Raw genomic sequence first — 21,535 nt, 5'->3', positions numbered from 1 at the left:
AAGAAAAAATAGCACTTACTAATGACCATATCTTATCTTTGAAATCTTAAAACGCTCTTTCTTTTTTGGCTCTTCTTAGAGGGGATACCATCACCGGTACGAGGGGGTATCATCACCGGAATTTACACAATATGAGATTTAAGCCATTTGCGAATTTGGATGTTCGTAAGTATGGGCTTGATGTCAAGAGTGCCACTTCCAATAGTTGCTGATGCCATCATGTTATTCAATACCTGCAATACATTCAGACTTATTGAATTAATACATGACAGGTAAAAGGCCCTATCAATTGGTTCTTCCTCTAAAAGAATATTACTGGCAGTACAAATACCAGCTATCTGTGTTCGCAGTTCATGGGCGAGCATTCCAACAAAAAGCCGAGTTGTTTCAGTACTAACTTCTGGTATAGCATTGGGAATACAGTTGGGCGGTACTAACATTTGCATGTTTTAAGGGAGTTAATGACATAGAGAAGCCGCATGCCATTTAGGAACGGCAATTAACCGAGATCTAGTAAGTTGTGGGTAGGAGTGCTTGCTGAAAAGAAGAAGGTATAAAAGAAAAAGCGCAGGTCACACCTACTGCCCTGAGGTACTGGTATACCTGACTGCGAATAAGTGCGCCCACGCCGTAACGTGAGCGGTTCACCTATGTCTTGCAGTCGTAAAAATTACCAGTTTTCAGGACAAGACTTAAAGCGATACGCTAATATGAATATTTTTTATCTCCTATTAAGGGCGATAAATATACAACATGTTAGACTATGGGGGCAATGAAATCATGGGAAATAAGTTTTTTGTTATGCTTAAAATTAAAACAAAACCACACTAAATTAAATTAATATTTTAATTATTAAACCATATAGTTGTTTTATTAAAACACAATTTTAATAAATGCTTTTAAAACCAGCAATTTAAATATGATTATATTTGGTTATAACCAGTAAAAATGAGTATCAAAGATTATAACAGGATTAAAGCCGTATTAGCGGAGAAGAAAAAGACCAATAAGGAATTGGCGGCTTACCTTGGGAAGTCGGAGCAGATGATTTCTAAGTGGGCAACTAATAGTTCTCAGCCGTCTGTCGAAACACTATATAGTATAGCGAAGTTTTTGAAGGTGGGTGTTTGCGAACTTCTCGTGACACCGGAAATCTATAAGTTGAAGGAATAACAAATTCTTATGCGACAGACCCAAAAGTATATAATAATTAAATGATAAATCATTCATTTCTAAATGGATACCAATCATTTCTATAATAAACTCACTCCGTTTTTTCCTTAATATAGCCGATACGGCAGCTACCCGCATCCATTATAAAAAAGTCAGCAATTGTCTTGACATCGATATTAATAGAAGTCGCAATTAGGGTCTTTGCTTCATCTTCAGTCAACTCAATGCCATCATCTGTTTGCTTCCATTTCATAGGATCTTTCGTATATTTCTCTTCAACAACTTCTGAAGTCACCATTTTGACATATACAGCCAGTTCATTATCAACCCATTGCTCATTCGTTCTACATTTCATTAAAAAGGCCGAAGCAAAATCTGCAACAATAAAAGTACCAACCAATAAATCATTTTGTAATGCCAATATAGGGATGCCTTCAAATGTCCCAATAAAGTTGTTGCCTAAACCTAAGTATATAAATTCCTGAGGAATAACTGGATCAAAGGATGTTGCACTCCGAATGTCATTCTGTCGATATAAGTATTCACGACCAACCATAATAATAGTAGGTGTGATTCCATCTTTACGAAGGCTTTCTATTTCTGCCAATAGTAAATCACAAACATACTGCCCCTCTAATTTCTGCACATTTGATTTAGTAACAACTGTAAGAAACAGTGAATTTTCATTTCTCGCCACATCCGCCCCCAGACGTTCAATACCATGAATAGGCTGGTGATATGCTCCGTCAATAAAAGCAACTTTTCCTTTCTCCAAAAAGACATAAGGACCTAATCTCTTTAATTCAATTACTGAATCTCCAATATCTTCTCGATTTTGGAAATGCAAGAAAAGCTTTCTAATAACAGATCGCTTTTTCCATTCCGAGGCGACTATGTTTTGAAAATCACTAATTTTTTGGGGGCTTAAAGCAGCATCCGCAATATTACGTTCCTTTTCTCCTATAACTCTCCTTTCTACCCTTGCCACCGAATTAAGTAACGCATCCAATCGATCCAAAAACTCCTGTTTATTAGAAAGCGAAAAAATCTTATTCCATCTTGTAAAATCATTTAAAATTCGATTAGCCTCCTCATTAAATGATAATTTTAAATCCTTCACACTTCCAAGCAATTCGGTAGGAACAGCTATAGTTTCAAAGCGCGCATTATTATTAACTATTCGATCCAATAGAAACCCCATTGTCATCCAGTCGGATGCCATTGGAGGATAGTAAATTTTTCCGTCTGGTCGAGCCGTAAAGTCCCAATTCTCCCATCCCATGTATTTACGAAGATCTTGGGTTCGGAAAAATAGCAAATCGGCCACCTCATCATCGGGACTGTAGCGAAATTCATTTAACTCGGTAAAAATATCCATCAACTGTTCCGGCTTAATTAGGTCTTCTGCGTATAGAAACCATAACCAATAACGGAGAGCTAACAAGGTGCGCCTTTTATATTCAGCAAACTTTCCTGTGATTTCAAGTTCTTTGCTTATGACTTTAATTTGCTGATCGTTCTGGCTGTCAACATTCGATCTCTTAAGGTCATCCAACGCTAATCTCTTCTGAAATAAATCATCAAAGATCTCATTGGGAAGTTGTTGAAAATAATTCAACGCAACTTTCAACAACGCCCAATCTTGCTTACGGGATAGAATATAAAAGAAATCGTTAAAACTAACAAATGCGTGATAATAAAATTGATTTAAAAGCTCCTTCTCATCAGTCGTCTTGGCATTCTCTGAATAAAAGCCTAATTCAAACCATATTACTTCTTTAAGATGTAACGGTAATATAGGCAAGATTGTGTTTGCTAATCCAGAGTATAGTGTCGATCCAGTCGACTTAGCTGTTATTTCAATATAAATCCGAGAAGGAAAAAATATGTACTGCTGAAAATACTGGAGCTTTCGGTAGTCAACACTTTTACGAATAATTGAACGAAAAAAAGAAATAAAAGCCTCGACATTCTCGATTGAGTTTGAGGAGATTGCCTTTTGAGTCGATGACCATACTTGCCCATCGATTCCTTCTAAAAAATTGGTAGAGCGAGCCATGGTTATAAGCATTTCATTTGCAATTCATATATATCGTCAAAAAGATTAAGTATCTCCTTGACTTTTTGGGGCTTGTTATCTTTTATATATTCATCAAGCTTATCACGAAAATAGTCTTCGAATTCACTATCTACCTTTAACTGCTTGTTAGGATTAACAACTGAAACACAACTTGACAAATCAACATTTTTCCCATTCTTCCTTTTCAATTTGGGCCAGATATAATTCTGATGCTCATTAGTGGCAATATTGATGGAAAGTTCAATGGTGTAAAATAACTGCGTTTCACCTCGATACTTCGTCAAAATACCCTCTAGCTTAGGTAAATCTATATCCTGAATAAGGACATCCTTCACCGATATGAATGGATCTTCGTCTACAACAGTAACATCTTGAACATTTCCCCAGTCAACTTTATATTCCTTAATGTCCAGCTTGTTCATTAATACAACAAAATCAGTCCTACTATAATCAGTTAAAAGTTTAATGTAGATTTTTGCTTTTATTTCAGATAGGTACTCTTCCTTAAAACGGGCCATTATCGAGTCAGAGCTTGCAAAGTTAATAATGGTTCCAAATAAATAAGCGATAGCAATAGGTATCGTGATTGCCAGATACGTCCCGGCTAGAACGAAACGATCAAACCAATCCACTGACAATGTATTTCGAAGTGTGGAAATAATTATCAAACAGACTATGACAGACAATGTATAATAAATTATAAAATATAACTTTGATTTTACAAAGGCCATCCTATATGATTTCGAATCTTTTATTGCGAGATTACTAAGTAAAAGCCCAATAACGGCTAAAGTCATACTAATAATAGTTGCTACATTTGATGTCCGTTGATCAATAATTGTAGCACCTGTACCATCATTAAAAACGATAACGTCCAAAAATGGGAATCTAAAAGTAAGCAGACAAAGTAATCCAAAAACAAACGGAATTACAAGATAATATCCCTTCTTAGAAAACAGCAAATTGACGATCTTCCTTCTCCATCCAAAGTTATGAGGTGCAATTTCAGGATATTTTGATATAATTCGTGACTTTACATTATTCCTTAAAGAATTCCTTTTGCGTATTCCCATTGAACTAATAGTTCTATCGAATATACTAAAATATAGTCAATCCTCTAACGTCTGTAAATACAGACAGAGAACAACATTACAAATCTCATTTTCCAGTTATAATAACCGTTTGAGCATCATCGCTACAATATGGCAATTAACAGATTGTTCGTGTAAGCCTATTATTTAGTCTTGAACATAATATTCATCGTAACATTTTTTTGTTATATTCATTATTATAAAATATCAACATGGCACGTTCTCGCGATGGATTTACACCTAAAACGATACGAACTTTAGAAGTTCGTGTCGGTACGACTTGCTCAAACCCGACTTGTCGCATCAATACAACTGCAGCACATACTAATCCTGATGGGGTATTGAGAATAGGTGTAGCAGCACATATCAAAGCAGCTGCACCAGGGGGGCCTCGCTATGACCCTAATATGACTCCTGAACAACGTTCGGATATTTCAAATGGAATATGGCTTTGCCAGAACTGCGCAAGAATGATTGATGTCGATGATATTCTTTTTCCGGTGGATCTACTGATGGCGTGGAAAGCGGAAGCGGAAGGCAGAATCAGAGCAATCGTCACCAGCAGAAGAGCTCAACAACAGGAACAGATCGTACAGCCGGTACCTTACATGGATGTAGAATTAGTTTGGACACATGGAGGACGGTTTCGTCGAGGCATTAGCCATAAGAATCCCCTCACAGAGGTAGAGGGGCGGCAGGTGATTCTCGTTGACGTGGGAGATCCAATCATTATTCATTGGGATCTGGATTGGAATTATGAACTTCGTCTTTACAATAATTCAAGAAGGGAAATGTTTAATGTAGCTGTGGAATTCGGTGAAATTTCTTTTGATGAAATAACTAGCTTACCTAATATAAATAATCTGGAACCACTTTCTAATTTTTCGTTGACAGCCAGAGCAGAAAGTTGTTATGAAGGGATTTGGAAGGATGCTGATATAGAACTGAGACGGGATTATCCTATTTACATGGAAGGCATGACACTCACTGTTCGATATAGAGACGATCAACAACAACAATATACACAAACTTATCGTCTTCAAAACGGAGATTTTGAAAAAATGCCGTAGTTGGTTATTTAAAATTAACCAATGTGTGTCAAAGTTTCTTCATACTAACTTATGCTGGGCTAATGTATTTCTTCATGCAGATAGCCCTCATAGTAGAAGCTGTATTTTCTATTACACCCTTTAGATATGCTATTCTGAATTTTTAAAATATCGTGACGTAAATAAAGAAACTGCGTTCAATCCCCCATTTAATTCGGCTACAGCAGACATCGAACTAAAATGACAATTGATCTATCAATATTTGGAGTTCATATCCACTAGTATTATATGAGCAAAAGTATTACAAGGTTTTGGAATCCTTTTCAAAGTGTTATACATAAAAAAGATAGAACCAATTCTTTATTTCAATACTCAACTTGTAAAACTTGTTGTCTCCCCAAGAAATCAGCCTAGCATATCGATAATCACTGGATACACTAACCGCTTCGAGCAGCTGACCGTCACTAGATATCTCGAATTTTATATGTCCAAAATCTTTTGAAACTTTTAGTAAAATTTCGGTATCATTATCAAAATTAGTTATGACTGTATGATTATTAAATATAGGCAGGCCATCTTCACCATGTAAGGCCAAACGAATCTGATCATCAGTTTGTTCTATAGAAAATAGTAAATACCCTGTTTCCAAGTGCGGATGGATATGAACATTTGGCAACTTTCGCATTTTTAAACCGATTCGCCAATATTCACGTCTTGTATTCTCTGCTTTTATGAGAATTCTACATTGATCTTTTGAAAAATCAAAAAGTCTAGGAACTGCCTGAGTAACATAATCAGGGGCATCATACAATAAGTATATCTTACCTTTGGGGCGCCAACCAAATAACTGGAGGATCAAAGTCAGTCCTAATCCCATGGTCGATATAAGTGGTTCTATTTCTGCTGGATTTCGATATATCCAAATATAAGAATAGATAAACATCACAAACGTAACAACAATAGAGATTGCCTTTTGCAATATTTCATTCATAAAGGGAAACATATATTTATAAGTTACTAAGTGCAAAGACGATAATGAATATTATTTACTTCATTTCCACAATATAACACGGTCAATCAAGTATTAAAACTTAGAAAGTAATTTACTCCGCTGAGATCATTAATGCGTTAACTGGTTTACCGAATAAATTACTACATACATTCTCTCTTTTTACGATTATTGGCCTTAAATTATTTGCCAAAATTCGTCGATACAAACAATCCAATATACTGTAATCATTTCGAGGAATTCCATTTTCCAAAACAACGGAAATAAAATCCCCGGTGGACAATGGTTTCACTATTAAAGCATTGGGAACCCCAGTAACATTATGAAATGCTTCAATAAACTGACCATTGAACCCAGACAATAAAAATATGATACTTTTATACTTCGCCTCAATCGCAAGCTCATCAATATCTTTATATATCAAAGTACCTTCAGCCAGTAATGGAACGGTTGCAATAGGACTTGGATCTATTTTAAATTGACATAAAGCAGACGCACTATAGTACCTTTCCTCTGGCAATAATGTTTGTTTTAATAATAAGGCCAATTGCCTTGATGCCCAGTTTTGGAGAACATCAACGGGAGCTGAAAATTTCCCTTCGTCTCTCTTAGCTGAATTGGGAATATAATTAATATAGCCAACTATAAATTGATCATGTCGTCCTTGAGCAGATAGCGCTAGCCCCCCAATTGCTTTGATTCCCATGAAACCGCTATGCCGATCAGGAAGAGTATTTATAGCTGCGAATCCACATAAAATTTCATTGTTAATAATAGGCTCAAGTCTCTCAATAACATTATTCAAGTTATTGGAACTTTCAAAGTATGATCCAAAGCCTAAAAGAGAAATATCCTTCAACCATGCCCCGACAGCTTCAATACTTCTATCTGCAATCAATTTAGACACACTTCTATGAATAATCCTTTCTTCCTCTTTGTCAAAGCTATAAAAGAGATCAATATCCAAACCTACTGCTAGAGAGGCGATAAACTTATCTAAGGGCATCCGGAAATCCGCTATATCTGCCAAACCAGGCTTTACTTCCACCATTAAATCTTTATCGATAATATGTGGTTTAAGCTTTACTTTAATTTGTGTCGAAATTGAAGAGCCAAAATCTTCTGGCCTTCCCCTTGATAAAATAGGTCTTAATGTTAAGCCAGTATTAAACTTCAATGTTTTTACCTCATGGATTCCCAAATTGAAGTTCCTTGAAGCAACATGTACTTGATCGGAAATCATAAAAATAGAGTAGAAGCCGATACCAAATTTGCCAATGGATCTGTATTTTGATGATCGGAGCCCTGGGAACTCAGATTGAATAAGGCTAGAAGTCCAGAAACTTGTTCCAAAATCAAGTAAGGGACCAGTTAAGACTCTTTCTGACATTCCAATACCATTATCTTCCAATATTAACCAAATATCATTTCCCTCGGCAATTATCTTAATTGACACCTTACTCGAGACACCCTTATCATAACTTTCTCTTGCCTTAACTGCATCCCTCGCATTTTGAATTAACTCCCGGATCACAATTTCCAATTGATTAGAAGCTACGCCATATAACATTTCTCCCCCGAGATTAGTAATAAGTTTTTCTATGTTACTTACATGTAACATAGACGAATTTGGTTGCCAACCATCCGTTTTAACATACTGAGATAATACTTTTGGAGAGTCCACTCCTTTAACACTTTTCACCTGAAACCCACCTTCAATTCTATCCTCTAATAAATTATTACAGGCTCTCAGTTCTTTATCTACGAGGTTAATTGCATCATATGCCACAAACCAAGCCTTTGCATCTTCTTCCTTAAATCCTACTGTCGAAGTAAATAATAACATGTCCCTATCTTTCCCATTTTGATCTATATCAACTTTTGCCAATCTATTCTGAGCTTTCCAATGATCCAACGACATACCACTGATCTTCAATAAAGCCATTAGAAAATCTGGTGCCCTCTCATTATCAATATGTGCAGCATCCGCACATCGAAGTATACATGCAATCTTTATAGGATCAATTCTCCATTCTCGTGGAAATTGTGCGAGCGCATTTACCTGAGTGTTAAAGGATGCTACGACATTCTCTAAGTCCCAATGATGACTCGAGGCCAATTTCCCAATTAATTCACCCAAATGAATTCTCAATACCTGATTTTCAAGTAAAAAGAAATCATCTGATCCTGAAAAATTCCATTTCCTTTCGAGCAATTTCTCTGCTTGGCTAGCATGCAAATTACGTAACGTCGAAAAATCCGCCATGTGCCGGATTTCCTCATCCGAAAGTTCAGCCGATTCCTTAAAGTCAACATATGCATCCTTCCATTGATCAGTTTCCCTCAAACCATCCATTCCTCCTTCATAAGCTTCAAAACACAGAGCAGAGTCATGCAACAAAATGGCACCACCTAACACGAAGCCCTCTAAGGGAGTTAGCGGAAAATCTTCACCTATTATCAAACTAGCAGTTTCCCATAAAGCATCCAAATGGGTTATATCATGTTGTGTTAACCCGGGTAAAGTAGACGAGACTCGAGACACCAAACGATCTGTATTTCTCCGAAAGTCCCAAAAAGCATTTCTTAAAGATTCCCTCTCATTTTTATAGACGTCCTTTTTTTGTTCTCCAAGGGTCCTTTTCCATATGGAAGTTCGTTCAATTCTCTCCCTAGACATAATTATTTCCTATATATTATCTTACAAAGATCTATACTTACATACTGTCAATTAGCAATGGCATTGTTGCATAATTCATTCAGCTCATTCACAATGAATTACGAAACACTCTGATGAAGAAAATATGCGTGTTTTACGCTTTCTTCTAAAATTTATAAACGTATATACCTCATAATGAAATGATTAAATTGGCAACAAATGCCATTAGCAATTAAGACCATTTTTGAAATGCCTTAATTATAAGTTACAACTTATAATTGAATATTAAATCGACTGAAAAAAAGGAAATAAATAAAATAATGACGACAACCTAAACTAAATAATATAAATGCAAAACTATGACGCACACATACTTGACCAAGTCAAGCTATTGTAATCAATTTCACCTTTCCAATACCGCCTTGGATATAGTGTCATTAAAATCCTCCACCCAACAGTTCGACACTTGTCCGGCCCGTTGTACGAAGAAAAGGAACATCAAATGATGTTCCTTTTTTGTTTTAGCCGCTTCCGGGATTTCCTCCCCTCTACCTGGACTATGAGAAACGATAATTAAAGTATACTTTAGAAGATAGACTATTCTCCCTTTTCAACATGAAGACTATTTTCTACTTGGTTTTGTTGCTACCCTTATCAGTTATCGCACAACTGTCCCCTGGCGCACCTAACAAATACGATTCACTTATTCCGGAAATTAATAGCATTATAAAAAACACAATACAGATGTGTTGTCCCTTTTTTGTTTCCTGCACAATAGCACGGTTTACCTGGATCAAAAATGGTATAAAAACACCACATCACCCGTGTAAGCCGGCTTGGCTTTACCTTTAATATTGAGAGTGGCAGTAATTATCACTTTTGTGACACCCCTTAAATCAACTATAGATTTAAGTTTCGCATTCAATTGAACTTCGTCATTCACAAGCACTGCCTGACCAAATTTAAAAGTCTCGATACCGTAGTTTATTTCCATTTTAACATTGCGGATATCTGCAATCTGCTTCCATAGATAAGGAATTAACGACAACGTCAGATAACCATGTGCAATGGTGGTTTTGAAGGGTCCTTCATTTTTTGCTCTGTCCTCATCGCAATGGATCCATTGATGATCAAGCGTTGCATCTGCAAATTTATTGATCTGCTCCTGATCTATTTTATGCCATTCAGAATTACCTATTTCTTTACCCTCGTACGCTTGATATTCTGCGAAACTATTGACGATTACCATAATTTTTTCCTTTTAGTATTCAAAGATATAAGAACCTGAAGATACTTTGTATCGTTATCAGGATACGCGAATTTATAACATGCTCCTGTTTTTCCTGCTTCTAAGCGCTATAACATTTCCATTTATTTTAAGATAATTGTTACTTTTTGTTACCAGGTTCATCTACTCAATACGCTATCCCGCCCTAATTCCCTATATCGCTTCTGGTCAGAATGGTCTTATTGGTTAACCCATATTCTGCCAACCTATAGTTTAAATTTGCCAGAATATAATTCTTCTCCTCCGGAAATTTTTCAGCGATCCGTTTATAGTGTTCCAGGAGCTTCTTACTACGTACATCAGAAAGTGCCTGCAATGTTATATGAATGACCTGATCTGAGTGATCATTCAATCCCTTTATAAAGGTGTCTAAAAAATCACTTTTATTTTTTAATTGTCCTAGTGTATAGAATGCTGTTACCCGTATTTTCTCATCATCTTTTTGTGTGAATGGAACGATCAGATGGCCGAAATCTGTCTTTGTTCCAACCAGTATATAGGTACAAAACCTGAAATCTTCAGCATCATCAATACTTCCTATATACTCACTGATCAAGGATAACCATTCGGCACTTTTGCCTTTCGCATACCAGTGAACAAACTTACAAACAGATCCTAAATCAGTCCGGACCAGTTGAACCAGGTAGGGCTTTGCTCTTTCATATGCAAATTTGGTAAGTATTTGAAGCAGTTCCATTTTAAATTCATCGGCGCCATTCACATATTGTTCTTCAACAATTTGTATTGTTACCGCTTCAATTTTTTTCTTACTTAAAATACCTGTTAAACAATCTTCCTTCTGTTGAATGCTGCTAGTTTCCAGGAATAGATGGATCATTGCTGAATCGGGCCCTCCCATTGAATAGCCGAACCAGCCAGGGCCATCGTCCAGTAGTTCTCCCGAAATAATTTCGTCAAGCCATCGTTCGTACCAATCCAGGAAATTGTTCTCAAAAGTGAATTTAGGCTTTTGTCCGTCTGCAGATAGATTTACTACACGCCCCCGGTATCTTCCATTTATAATAATTCCGTGAAGATATGAGCAACCCTGAGATCCTACGGGAAGAATTCCCCCAAATATTTTGCCCTTCTCTTTCTCATAGTCCTCATCTGAAATATCATCATTATCAATGTTCACATTCAATGATTGCCAATATTCGTCAGACATTCCAGGATAAATGATACAATCGTTCCTCAGGTATATTTCTGTGTTATCTCCAATAAGCTCGTCAATGTTTTCCCCCAATGGATAAATTCCATAAAAAGGTCCTGCGGCAGAATTCAGATATGCAATACCGCCATTTCCAACCTGCAGTATAAAGGATTTGTAGCAGTCTGGTAATTCAATACCGTATTCTTCTTCCAGTCTTGATACCCTCTCTGCAGTTGCCGGATCATTTATTCGGTATTTATGATTGCTTGCACCAAATACCGTTAAATCTTTATCTCTTTTTCGGGCCTGGGAAAGTTTATCTTTTATTCTTTGTACCTGATCTTCAAATAATGCCATATCCTTTGCGAAATTATTTACATACAATGGAGGTTAAACATACAATTTAAGTAATTCAAATCCATAAATTACTATACAGAAAAAAGCTGGGGCGATCTTTTCTACATCATTTTAATACAAGATGAACGAAAAACCGCAACTAAATGATTTACAATACTTTTAATGAGAAAAAATCCAGATTTATCCTTGCAAATCGAACATTCAGTGTTATAATTACAAGGATGATACCCCATAACACACTGCCCAATACCTTCAGCAATTAATCCTATCTTTATGAAAACCAGTTCCATTGTATATGGCCCAACAAAATTCCATACTCCCATTCACCGGTAAACTCGGTAACCTGATCGGCTATAGGCGCAACGGAAAATTCCTCCTGCGTAGCATGCCGGAAATTGTCCGGCAAACCAGAGGTACCCGTCGTGCTGCCCAACGTTTTGGCATGGCCAGCAAAAAGGGAGCACTCATCCGCCATGCTTTCTATTCTGAATTAGACGTTTGCCATGACAAAAGTCATATCAACCGGCTAACAGGAATACTTATTCCATCCGCAGGCAATAACATAAAAAGCATAACTGGCTTCCGGTTCAACAAACATACCGGAACAGACAGGTTCTTTATCCAGGCGCCTCAGCTATCTGCGGATGGCATCCTGCACATTCCCGCGCAAACATTACCTGTATGCAAAGGTATTACCTCCCTGGAAGCAAAAGTGATCGTAACGCGTATCAATTTTGCCACACACCAGGTCGTAGCTACAGAAAGCAATGTCCTGGTCATAGACCTTCATGAATCTTTTAACGGTGCGGTAGTCTCTGTAGATATACCGGGTAAAGGTGCCCTGGTCGTAACCTTGCAGGTAAGAGGCGTGCAGGATAATATCCCTTCCCGCAACACCAGGTACCTCGCTGCCGATATTGTTGCCGTCCAACTACCTCAAACGCTGCCGGTCTTTCACAAACAGGTATATCCGCAGCCTCAAAATATATTATACACTAACTACACTCACTCACAACCATCCATCATCCTGCGGGAATAAACCATCCCGGCCCTATAGATGATACTGGTAAATGCCCCTGTCCTTTGAGCTCTTCTCTCATCCCACTTGCCTGCAGAACACCTCTGCAGCTGTATTTCCCTTGGCCAGACATACCATTATACCCCTTCCTGGTAGACTTTACTCATACTGCATACCTGAAGGTCACATCCGTATCATGTCCACGTTTACTCCTACTATACTATATAGATAGTAGCTGGATAGTAGCTATATACAACCAGGGTAATATCCCTCCCTGCAATAAGCAGATACCGTTACAATAAAAAAAAGCTGTGCAGCTTCTTTTTTCATTATTCAGCTATGACACGTTAAAGACCTTACTCCAAAATCTATCACTAATAGTATGAATAGCATTTTCTGCCTTATCCTTCTCTTTTTGCAGCTTACCAATGTTCGCTGAAGGATGAGCTCCCAGCAGCTCAACGGCTACCTCCGTATCATGCCATCTACCAATAACATCCTGCATCTGGCCAAGGTAATCAATATTCAGCGGCAATACAGCTGCTAACCGTTTATGAAATATCCCATGCACATATATGAGGTTCTTTATTCTCTTACGGGCGCTATGAAATTTATTTGTAGATGATGTAGTTACAATAGCAGCTATCTTCCTCAATTGCCGGGTAACCCAATCATTGATATCGCTATTCCTGATAGGGTGTAATAGCTTTGTAAGAGATTTTATCATACTCCTGATCTGCTTATCATAATGAGCCATATCTAAACGGAACCTCTCAGATTCCTTTTGTATGATACGCTTTGCATTAGCAGTAAATGCAGGATAACTGATATGGAACTGTTTTACTATTTGCAGGTTAATACCCGCTTCGCGGATCATTCCCGCATGATGAAACATTTCCCTGACGGACTTCAACTCTATAGCTGTTTTCCTCCCCTTATATAATTTTATGACTGCCTTTATTTTCTTTACCTCCACACGCAGTTTATGCAATGCTTCCTGGCTTCCGGATTCGGCAAAGTCATGCAGCTGGTGTTGTATATCCAGTTGTCTTTTAAGGAGATATTGCCGTTGCCGTTTTCTCTTAAGCATACCTCAAAGTTAGCACTAATTCCCCGCCTGTGCTGCAAAAGGAGATCCCATGATTTTCCTGACAGGAAGATTTTCTTTATTTTACAACACAATAATTAATTACATGAAATACCCTATACTGCTTATTACTGTTATACTTTCGCTGAGCCAATTCCATTTATCCGGACAGATACTGAAACAATTACCTGGAAAATGGTCCATAAACAATGTCTTAATGAAGCCGGAAATGGATACCGTTTCTCAAACAGCTATGGCATTTTTAGCAGGTAAAAACAGTTTCAAACAATTCACTGCCAACAACAGGTTTATTGAGTTTGAAAAAGATTCTTATACCTACGGCGACTGGCTATTGAAAGGAAATAAGTTACTCCTTCTCAGAGATGAGGGCAGTATTATTTCCTATGAAATAACAAGGGCTTCAACAGATACGCTTTCACTATCAATAGGCAGCTACATCTTTTCTTATGTAAATACCCGGGATTCATTGGCTGCTGATAAAAAGCCGGCTGTAAATAAAAAACCGCTGGTTAAGGCAAACAAAAGCCAGCTTGCTAAAAAATGGTTCTTCTCAAAGACCATAGACCTTTCCGGCGGTCCTGAAAACCGTTCCGGTATTGGAAATCTCCTGTTCAAAAAAAGCTGGTATGAATTCAGGAACGATGGTACATGTACACGTAGATTTACTAAACCGGTACAAGGGACCTGGGAACTGACCGATAACGGGAAACGGCTGTTGATCATTGATGATAACGGAGTAGGACAGTTCTGGGACATTGCAGGTATTTCCGGTAAGGAATTAATACTGCAAATGCCAAATGGCCAAATACAGCGTGTTTATAGCACTGAAGAAACGCTCTAAATACAATCTGCATGAACGCAGCCCCCAAAAGCCACCCTCAAAGGATCGATTTCGCTGAAGGTGAGATCGATCCTTTGAGCGGTTTCCCTACATTGAATATCACGAACTGGTACACTTCCCTTTCCAATAAATCTTGTTTATCGTATATAATTTCTTTAAATTTGACAAAACCATATTGTTCACCTTGCCAAAGGCTGAAGATTGATAACAGTGAACCTTTGACCCTTTATTGCCTTTGGTATTAACCACTAAACCCACTTTAAATTCAACACTTATTTTTAGAAAACCCATAGTTACAGGCATTAACATATAATCGTGCTGCTGGCGGTATACGCTTTTATCTTTCTGTAAAAACCTATAAAAGACCATCAAAATTCAAAGACTATGAAAACAAAATGTAGCATCTTAGCTACCGCCATTTTGCTAATGGTGTCCCTCAAATTCACCCATGCACAAACCTTCAATTATGCGGAAGCATTACAAAAATCCATGTTCTTCTACGAATGCCAGCGATCCGGGCAACTCCCTTCGGATAACCGCGTAACCTGGCGTGCCAACTCTGCCCTGAACGACGGCAGCGATGTTGGCAAGAACCTGACAGGCGGCTGGTATGACGCCGGCGACCATGTCAAATTCAACTTCCCAATGGCCTTTTCTGCTACTATGCTGGCGTGGGGAGGTATCGATTTTGCTGCAGGTTATAATACCTCCGGACAAATGAAATACCTGAAAAGCAACCTTCGCTTTGTAAATGATTACTTCATACGTTGCCATACCGCACCCAACGAATTATACGGACAGGTAGGCAATGGAGGTACCGACCACGCCTGGTGGGGCTCTGCAGAAGTAATGGCCATGTCCCGCCCCGCTTATAAGATAGATCAGACCCATCCGGGCTCTGACCTTGCTGCAGAAACAGCAGCAGCGATGGCAGCAGCCAGTATGGTGTTTAAAACTGACGATCCCACGTACAGCGCCACATTGCTCACCCACGCTATACAGTTATACAACTTCGCTGATAACTATCGCGGAAAATATTCCAGCTCCATCACCGATGCTGCCGGATATTATCAATCCTTCAGCGGTTACAATGACGAACTGGTATGGGGCGCCATATGGTTATACCGCGCCACCGGCGATGCAGCATGGCTGACAAAAGCAGAGAGCTATTATGCGAACCTGTCTTCAGAGCCGCAGAGCACTATCAAGTCTTATAAATGGGGTATTGCCTGGGATGATAAATCCTTTGGCTGTTACGCCCTGCTGGCAAAGCTGACAGGTAAATCCCAATACAAAGAAGATATAGAAAGGCACCTCGATTACTGGACAGATGGCTATAACGGACAACGTATTACTTATACTCCCGGCGGGCTTGCATTCCTGGACGTATGGGGCGCATTAAGATATGCTGTCAATACCAGCTTCCTGGCCGCCTACTATAAGGATGCCGCTACCACAACAGCTAAAGGAACTAAGTACTATAACTTTGCGAAAGCGCAAATGAACTATGCGCTGGGTAGCAATCCCAACAACCGCAGCTATGTATGTGGCTTTGGTAACAATCCTCCTGTCAATCCGCATCACCGTACAGCTCATGGCTGCTGGACCAATAACCAGAATGGTCCCCCGGCTGTAACAAGGCATATCTTATACGGCGCACTGGTAGGTGGGCCCGGAAATAACGACGCCTACACAGACGACCGTTCCAACTATGTGAACAACGAAGTTGCGTGCGACTATAACGCTGCTTTTTCAGGATTGCTCTCAAAGTTTGTTGAAGACTATGGCGGAACACCACTGGCTAATTTCCCGGTTGCCGAAACACCTACCGGCGAGTACCTGATCGAAGCTAAACTTAATGGCAGCGGAAGCACTTACACCGAATGGTCTGTTTGGGTAAACAACCATACCGCCTGGCCGGCACGTGTTGCTTCCAAACACACCTTCCGTTTATTTATTGATATTTCAGAAGGGGTAACCGCCGGCTACACTCCCGCCAGCTACGTGGTTTCATCCAACAACGCTGATGTTACCTTTACCCAGCTACAGCCATGGGATTCTGCCCGCCGCATCTATTATACTGAAGTGACTTTCAACTCCAGTATCAAGATCTGGCCCGGCGGACAGGGAGAATCAAGGAAAGAATCACAGATACGCATACGCCTTCCCTATGAAGCAAATGCTTCTGCATGGAACCCTGCAAACGACTGGTCATCTCAAGGTGTTGACGGTACCCTCAAAGAGGTTAGCAACATTCCTCTTTATGTAGATAATACGCTGGTATATGGCAATACCCCAACACCAGGCGTTGTAGTACCTGCTACAGGTGTAAGCGTAAGCCCTGCTACCGGTTCCCTGAATATCAACAACACTTTACAGCTTGCCGCTACTGTAGCGCCAGCCAATGCTACCAATAAAAGCGTAAGCTGGAGTTCCAGCGCTCCTGCCATTGCTACTGTAAGCAGCACTGGCCTTGTAACAGCGCTGGCACAGGGTACTGCTGTCATCACTGCTACTACTGCAGACGGAGGCTTCACCGCCAGTTCTAACATTACCGTTACCAATGTTGTAGTACCTAAACAATACACAGTTACTACAGCCGTAACAGGCTCAGGATCTGTTACGCTCAATCCTGCAGGAGGTATTTATGCAGAAGGCACACAGGTTACTATGACAGCTACTCCATCAGGCGGATATAAATTCAGCAACTGGAGCGGAGCCGTATCAGATACCATCAACCCTGCTACTATAATGGTAAACGCCAACAAGTCGGTAACTGCTAACTTCACACAGGTTATCAACCAGGGCAACTGTGATAATCCTTCCCCTGTTACACTACCATTCCAGAAAGAAGGTGCGGGAGAATATTGCTTCGTTATTTCAGGTAATATTTCTTTCATCAACTCCTGGAACCTGAGCCTGCTGGAGATCAACGGTGTTAACTATACCAATACCTGGTCTAACAGTATGCCGGCCAGAGTGAACGGCAATTACTATGTTCATTACGTTGGACAGTATGGCTGGTCGCACTTTGAGGCTAATGGAACAGAATCCGGTGCAAGAAGGGCTCTCACAAATAATACAGCTGAAGGAAAACTTTCCGGCTCCATCTATCCTAACCCTGTTACACAGCATAGCTTTACTATCCGTTTATCCAATACTGCTGTTACTGATGTGATAGTAACTATTACTGACATGTCAGGTAAAGTAGTAATGAGGAAGGGTGCTAAAGCCAATCAGCTCTTTACTATCGATTCTTCTATACCTGCCGGCATCTATCATGTTGATGTAAGCAGTAAGAATAAAAAAGTGATGAGCACAAAGCTGATGATACAGTAATTGTTTTTAAAACAGAAAGATATACAAACAAAAAGGGCTGTCAGTATTGACAGCTCTTTTTGTTCAGCTTATATAAACCGGAGTTTTTCTTCCTCCGGTTCACGGCGCAAAACTGATTTTACTTTACAGATAACGCAGTTATGATCTTCTCTGCCACCAGCTCTGCAGATGCAGGGTTCTGGCCGGTTATCAGCAAACCATCCTGTACTGCAAACGGGGCCCAGTCTGCACCTCTCTCATACTTCGCACCTCTTTCCTTCAGCATATCTTCCAGGGAGAACGGTGTCAGTGCCGGAGCGCCACCTGCTTTTTCCTCACTGTTGGTAAAGCCTGACACTGTTTTACCTTTAACCAGGTATTCGCCCTTTTTATCTTTCACATTCTTCAATATTGCAGGTGCATGGCATACCAGGGCTACCGGCTTCCCCTGTTCAGAGAAGGTACGGATCAGGGCAATGGACCGGGCATCATCGGTAAGGTCCCACATAGGACCATGTCCGCCGGGATAAAAGACAGCATCATAATCCTGTGCCTTTACTTTACCAAGAGCTACCGTATTATTCAGCTTGTGCTGAGCGGCAGCATCTGCCATGAATTTCTTAACTGAAGGTGTTGCAAACTGCTCTCCCAGGCTCTTGGGGTCAATCGGAGACTTACCTCCTTTAGGAGAGGCAATAGTTACCTGCACTCCTTTTTCTGTAAGCAGGTAATAGGGAGTAGCCAGTTCTTCCGCCCATAAACCTGTTTTACCTACATTCTTCACTTCACCAAACGAGGTAACAACGATAAGTACCTTTTTTGTTGTTTGACCAAAAACCTGTAATGTTGTTAAAATCAATAATACAAGCGCATATTTGATTTTCGTTATCATATTTTATTTTTTTACAAAATTAGGTCAGTGCGCCCTCCCGGTACAAGGACATACATCACTCTTTTGGTGTGAGGTAGATCACAGGCGGCACTTCAAAGGCTTATGACTGATCCGTATAAAGTCCTCAGAGAACATTTTGAGGAACTGATAACTCTGACTGACGCAGAATTCGAGTACATATCCTCCCATTTTCAGCTTAAAAAACTGAGAAAACATTCTATTGTTATCCACCCCGGAGAGATTTCCAGGTATGAATACTTTGTAGTGAAAGGACTGTTGAAAACGTTTATGGCAGATGACAGCGGGAAAGAACATATCTGGCAGTTTGCCATGGAAAACTGGTGGGTATCTGACTATCACTCCTTCCATACCCAGGAGCCGTCTTCTTTTACTGTACAATGCCTGGAAGATGTTGAACTGCTTTGCATGTCTTCGGCAGACAGAAATAAGCTCTGTGCAGAGATGCACAAATTTGAACATTTCAGCCGGTTGAAAATAACCTCCGGGTTTCTAAGCATGCAGAAAAGGGTAATGGCCCTGCTTCAGAATGATGCCCAATCCAGGTACAAACAACTGCTGGAGCAGTATCCCTCCCTTTTCCAGCGCGTTCCCAAAGCGCTTATTGCTGCATATATAGGGGTTTCAAGAGAGACATTGAGCCGCTTACAGATCTGAGTTATTCAAACTTCAGCGCCTTCCTGGCCAGCTCCCTGTAGCTGACTCCCACAGGGACCTCATATTTTCCCAGCTCAATACCGGTAGCAGAGAAAGCCGTGACCTTCTGCATATTCACAATAAAAGAACGATGGGTCCGGAGAAAGCCACGGTTACTGATCTCTGCCTCCAGGTCGCTGATCTTGTATTTGGCAACGATCTCTTTCTCACCCGTCAAGATCTTAACATAGTCTTTCAGGCTCTCGATATAATAAATATCGGCAGTAGGAATACGCTGGTATTTATTGCCCGATTTTATTACCAGGTAAGGATCTTCTGATGGCCCCACATTTACAGGGGCCGATTGCTGCTGTTTCCAGAAGCGGTCAATAGCCTTAATAAAGCGTTCAAACGAAATGGGTTTAAGCAGGTAATCAATCACGCCCAGGTCGTAGGCATCCAATGCAAATTCCCGGTAAGCAGTGGTAAGAATGGCAGGAGGAGGATTTCTGATAGTCTTGAGAAGGTCTATACCGGAAAGCTGTGGCATCCTGATATCCATAAACAGCAGATCAATATCTACAGTCCTCAGCACTTCATATGCCTTTGCTGCGTTTGAACAGGTAGCCACCACCTCAAAATTACTTAGCTGCAGAAGATGTTTCTCCAGCAGTTTAATTGCCAAAGGCTCATCATCTACCAGCAAACATCTTACCTTCATAAGTTTATCGCTAAATGTACCCGAAAATAACCGTTATCTGTCAATATCTGTAATATGTGCTTTCCCGGATAAATAAATTCCAGCTGCTGCTTCAGGTTCTGTAATCCTATCCGCTCCTCCTTACCTGCCTGGCTGCCCGAAGCTACAGAATTGATCACATCAAATTGTATATGCCGGGAGGTAGCCTTCAGGTAAATGCTTATCTGCGGACTGCCCATATCCTCACTGGCTCCATGTTTAAAGGCATTCTCCACTATAGATACCAGCAGCAAAGGCGCTATCTCCACATTCTCTTCGATACTGATCTGCAGATCGAATTTCAGCTGATCATCATATCGTAAACGTTCCAGTCCGCAGTAATTTTCTATCAGCGCAGCCTCTTCCTTTACAGGTACGAAAGCCAGGTTACCACGATACAGGATATAATCCAGTATCTCCGACAATTTAAAGATAGCGCCTGAAGTATGGGGAGAATTATCCAGGGAAAGCGAATAGATATTATTAAGTGTATTGAACAGGAAATGAGGATTGAGCTGCGCCTTCAGCAGTTTAAGCTCAGTCCCTATTTTCTCTTTTTCCAGCTGCAGCGTTCTTTCCCGCATTTCATTCTCGTTTTTGAACAGCTTTATAGCCAGAAATACAAAGGGGATAGCCAGCGTGTGATAGAAATATACCCTGAACAGCTTATACAGGTCAAGACATATCTCTGCAAAAGATTCCTGTCCCGGTTCCACCACACAGTTCGTAAACAGGGTTATCAGGGGCTCTGCAACATATACTATCAGCACCCTGGCCAGTACTGCCAGTATATAAGCGCTCAGCAACCAGACCAGGATAGTGAAAATATTCTTTAGCCGGGGAAGGATATAATAGGCTAAAAAGTAGGTAGCAGGCATCTGGATAAGCAGCAGCACAAGTGCATAGATCATTGAAGGAACGGGCGTCCAGGACGTATCTCCGAAATAGTTGGTGCCGGCAGATAAGATAAACACGCCTATCCAGAAAAAAACATGCGACTGAAACCGGTGTTTCCTGCAATAGTTCAAAAAAGCATACAGCGCGCCCATAGGCAGCAAATATTGAATTTTCACCACACTTCTGCAAAAGCAACGACCGATTCACGA

16 protein-coding genes are annotated in these 21,535 nt (G+C 40.0%); 6 read left to right on the top strand and 10 right to left on the bottom strand.

All coding sequences use genetic code 11. From position 1 onward, the window contains the following. Positions 1–948 precede the first annotated feature (948 nt). Positions 949–1,173 carry a helix-turn-helix transcriptional regulator gene (locus GO493_RS06050; protein WP_157305192.1) on the top strand — a complete coding sequence of 75 codons (225 nt, stop codon included), beginning with the start codon at positions 949–951 and terminating at the stop codon, positions 1,171–1,173. Between the two features lie 91 nt (positions 1,174–1,264). On the opposite strand, the gene GO493_RS06045 is transcribed toward GO493_RS06050, so the two are convergent. Both GO493_RS06045 and GO493_RS06040 read right to left on the bottom strand, forming a co-directional pair. Beyond that, on the bottom strand, positions 1,265–3,232 hold the full coding sequence (locus GO493_RS06045; RefSeq protein WP_157305191.1) for a hypothetical protein: 1,968 nt from the start codon (positions 3,230–3,232) through the stop codon (positions 1,265–1,267). A 2-nt stretch (positions 3,233–3,234) separates the two neighbouring features. Beyond that, a complete protein-coding gene (locus GO493_RS06040; protein WP_157305190.1) occupies positions 3,235–4,326 on the bottom strand; it encodes a hypothetical protein in 1,092 nt (363 codons plus the stop codon). A 230-nt stretch (positions 4,327–4,556) separates the two neighbouring features. Here GO493_RS06040 and GO493_RS06035 point away from each other — a divergent pair, with 230 nt between their 5' ends. Then, positions 4,557–5,414: a hypothetical protein gene (locus GO493_RS06035; RefSeq protein ID WP_157305189.1), complete on the top strand. Its 858-nt coding sequence runs from the start codon at positions 4,557–4,559 to the stop codon at positions 5,412–5,414. Positions 5,415–5,724: 310 nt separating this feature from the next. On the opposite strand, the gene GO493_RS06030 is transcribed toward GO493_RS06035, so the two are convergent. The 4 genes from GO493_RS06030 to GO493_RS06015 all read right to left on the bottom strand — a co-directional run bounded on the left by GO493_RS06030 (position 5,725) and on the right by GO493_RS06015 (position 11,859). After that, positions 5,725–6,384 carry a hypothetical protein gene (locus GO493_RS06030; RefSeq protein ID WP_157305188.1) on the bottom strand — a complete coding sequence of 220 codons (660 nt, stop codon included), beginning with the start codon at positions 6,382–6,384 and terminating at the stop codon, positions 5,725–5,727. A gap of 112 nt (positions 6,385–6,496) precedes the next feature. Beyond that, positions 6,497–9,082: an HD domain-containing protein gene (locus tag GO493_RS06025; protein WP_157305187.1), complete on the bottom strand. Its 2,586-nt coding sequence runs from the start codon at positions 9,080–9,082 to the stop codon at positions 6,497–6,499. Between the two features lie 772 nt (positions 9,083–9,854). Next, entirely contained in the window at positions 9,855–10,310 is a 456-nt protein-coding gene (locus tag GO493_RS06020; RefSeq protein WP_157305186.1) for a MaoC family dehydratase, read from the bottom strand. A 184-nt stretch (positions 10,311–10,494) separates the two neighbouring features. Next, positions 10,495–11,859 carry an SMI1/KNR4 family protein gene (locus GO493_RS06015; protein ID WP_157305185.1) on the bottom strand — a complete coding sequence of 455 codons (1,365 nt, stop codon included), beginning with the start codon at positions 11,857–11,859 and terminating at the stop codon, positions 10,495–10,497. A gap of 295 nt (positions 11,860–12,154) precedes the next feature. Here GO493_RS06015 and GO493_RS06010 point away from each other — a divergent pair, with 295 nt between their 5' ends. Next, positions 12,155–12,898 carry a hypothetical protein gene (locus GO493_RS06010; RefSeq protein ID WP_157305184.1) on the top strand — a complete coding sequence of 248 codons (744 nt, stop codon included), beginning with the start codon at positions 12,155–12,157 and terminating at the stop codon, positions 12,896–12,898. A 316-nt stretch (positions 12,899–13,214) separates the two neighbouring features. Here the strand turns inward: GO493_RS06010 and GO493_RS06005 are convergent, their stop codons facing one another. Continuing rightward, positions 13,215–13,967, bottom strand: a complete 753-nt coding sequence (locus GO493_RS06005) for a CHAD domain-containing protein (protein ID WP_157305183.1) — start codon at positions 13,965–13,967, stop codon at positions 13,215–13,217. 103 nt (positions 13,968–14,070) lie between these two features. Between GO493_RS06005 and GO493_RS06000 the strand changes: the two genes are divergently transcribed. Continuing rightward, complete coding sequence (locus tag GO493_RS06000; protein ID WP_157305182.1) at positions 14,071–14,826, top strand: hypothetical protein; 756 nt, start codon at positions 14,071–14,073, stop codon at positions 14,824–14,826. Between the two features lie 384 nt (positions 14,827–15,210). Further along, a complete protein-coding gene (locus GO493_RS05995; RefSeq protein WP_157305181.1) occupies positions 15,211–18,165 on the top strand; it encodes a glycoside hydrolase family 9 protein in 2,955 nt (984 codons plus the stop codon). Between the two features lie 118 nt (positions 18,166–18,283). On the opposite strand, the gene GO493_RS05990 is transcribed toward GO493_RS05995, so the two are convergent. Further along, positions 18,284–19,036, bottom strand: coding sequence for a type 1 glutamine amidotransferase domain-containing protein (locus tag GO493_RS05990; protein ID WP_157305180.1), 753 nt, complete (start codon positions 19,034–19,036; stop codon positions 18,284–18,286). A gap of 102 nt (positions 19,037–19,138) precedes the next feature. Between GO493_RS05990 and GO493_RS05985 the strand changes: the two genes are divergently transcribed. Further along, the gene (locus GO493_RS05985) at positions 19,139–19,711 is read left to right on the top strand and encodes a Crp/Fnr family transcriptional regulator (RefSeq protein ID WP_157305179.1); all 573 of its coding nucleotides are present in this window, start codon (positions 19,139–19,141) and stop codon (positions 19,709–19,711) included. Position 19,712: 1 nt separating this feature from the next. On the opposite strand, the gene GO493_RS05980 is transcribed toward GO493_RS05985, so the two are convergent. Continuing rightward, positions 19,713–20,411 carry a LytR/AlgR family response regulator transcription factor gene (locus GO493_RS05980; protein WP_157305178.1) on the bottom strand — a complete coding sequence of 233 codons (699 nt, stop codon included), beginning with the start codon at positions 20,409–20,411 and terminating at the stop codon, positions 19,713–19,715. Further along, positions 20,408–21,478: a sensor histidine kinase gene (locus GO493_RS05975; RefSeq protein ID WP_157305177.1), complete on the bottom strand. Its 1,071-nt coding sequence runs from the start codon at positions 21,476–21,478 to the stop codon at positions 20,408–20,410. The genes GO493_RS05980 and GO493_RS05975 overlap by 4 nt, the downstream gene beginning before the upstream one ends. Positions 21,479–21,535: the final 57 nt, after the last annotated feature.

It is taken from the genome of Chitinophaga tropicalis, assembly GCF_009758205.1.
In the GTDB taxonomy this organism is placed as follows: domain Bacteria; phylum Bacteroidota; class Bacteroidia; order Chitinophagales; family Chitinophagaceae; genus Chitinophaga; species Chitinophaga tropicalis.
Note: the sequence above shows the minus strand (reverse complement) of the source record. Positions and strands in the feature narration are given on the sequence as shown.

What these genes read in the sequence shown, in the direction of transcription:
- GO493_RS05985 (WP_157305179.1), top strand. Translation starts at nt 19,139, where the DNA reads ATGACTGATCCGTATAAAGTCCTCAGAGAACATTTTGAGGAACTGATA.
- GO493_RS06015 (WP_157305185.1), bottom strand. Translation starts at nt 11,859, where the DNA reads ATGGCATTATTTGAAGATCAGGTACAAAGAATAAAAGATAAACTTTCC.
- GO493_RS05975 (WP_157305177.1), bottom strand. Translation starts at nt 21,478, where the DNA reads ATGGGCGCGCTGTATGCTTTTTTGAACTATTGCAGGAAACACCGGTTT.
- GO493_RS06005 (WP_157305183.1), bottom strand. Translation starts at nt 13,967, where the DNA reads ATGCTTAAGAGAAAACGGCAACGGCAATATCTCCTTAAAAGACAACTG.
- GO493_RS06020 (WP_157305186.1), bottom strand. Translation starts at nt 10,310, where the DNA reads ATGGTAATCGTCAATAGTTTCGCAGAATATCAAGCGTACGAGGGTAAA.
- GO493_RS06045 (WP_157305191.1), bottom strand. Translation starts at nt 3,232, where the DNA reads ATGGCTCGCTCTACCAATTTTTTAGAAGGAATCGATGGGCAAGTATGG.
- GO493_RS05990 (WP_157305180.1), bottom strand. Translation starts at nt 19,036, where the DNA reads ATGATAACGAAAATCAAATATGCGCTTGTATTATTGATTTTAACAACA.
- GO493_RS06010 (WP_157305184.1), top strand. Translation starts at nt 12,155, where the DNA reads ATGGCCCAACAAAATTCCATACTCCCATTCACCGGTAAACTCGGTAAC.
- GO493_RS05995 (WP_157305181.1), top strand. Translation starts at nt 15,211, where the DNA reads ATGAAAACAAAATGTAGCATCTTAGCTACCGCCATTTTGCTAATGGTG.
- GO493_RS06000 (WP_157305182.1), top strand. Translation starts at nt 14,071, where the DNA reads ATGAAATACCCTATACTGCTTATTACTGTTATACTTTCGCTGAGCCAA.
- GO493_RS05980 (WP_157305178.1), bottom strand. Translation starts at nt 20,411, where the DNA reads ATGAAGGTAAGATGTTTGCTGGTAGATGATGAGCCTTTGGCAATTAAA.
- GO493_RS06040 (WP_157305190.1), bottom strand. Translation starts at nt 4,326, where the DNA reads ATGGGAATACGCAAAAGGAATTCTTTAAGGAATAATGTAAAGTCACGA.
- GO493_RS06030 (WP_157305188.1), bottom strand. Translation starts at nt 6,384, where the DNA reads ATGAATGAAATATTGCAAAAGGCAATCTCTATTGTTGTTACGTTTGTG.
- GO493_RS06050 (WP_157305192.1), top strand. Translation starts at nt 949, where the DNA reads ATGAGTATCAAAGATTATAACAGGATTAAAGCCGTATTAGCGGAGAAG.
- GO493_RS06025 (WP_157305187.1), bottom strand. Translation starts at nt 9,082, where the DNA reads ATGTCTAGGGAGAGAATTGAACGAACTTCCATATGGAAAAGGACCCTT.
- GO493_RS06035 (WP_157305189.1), top strand. Translation starts at nt 4,557, where the DNA reads ATGGCACGTTCTCGCGATGGATTTACACCTAAAACGATACGAACTTTA.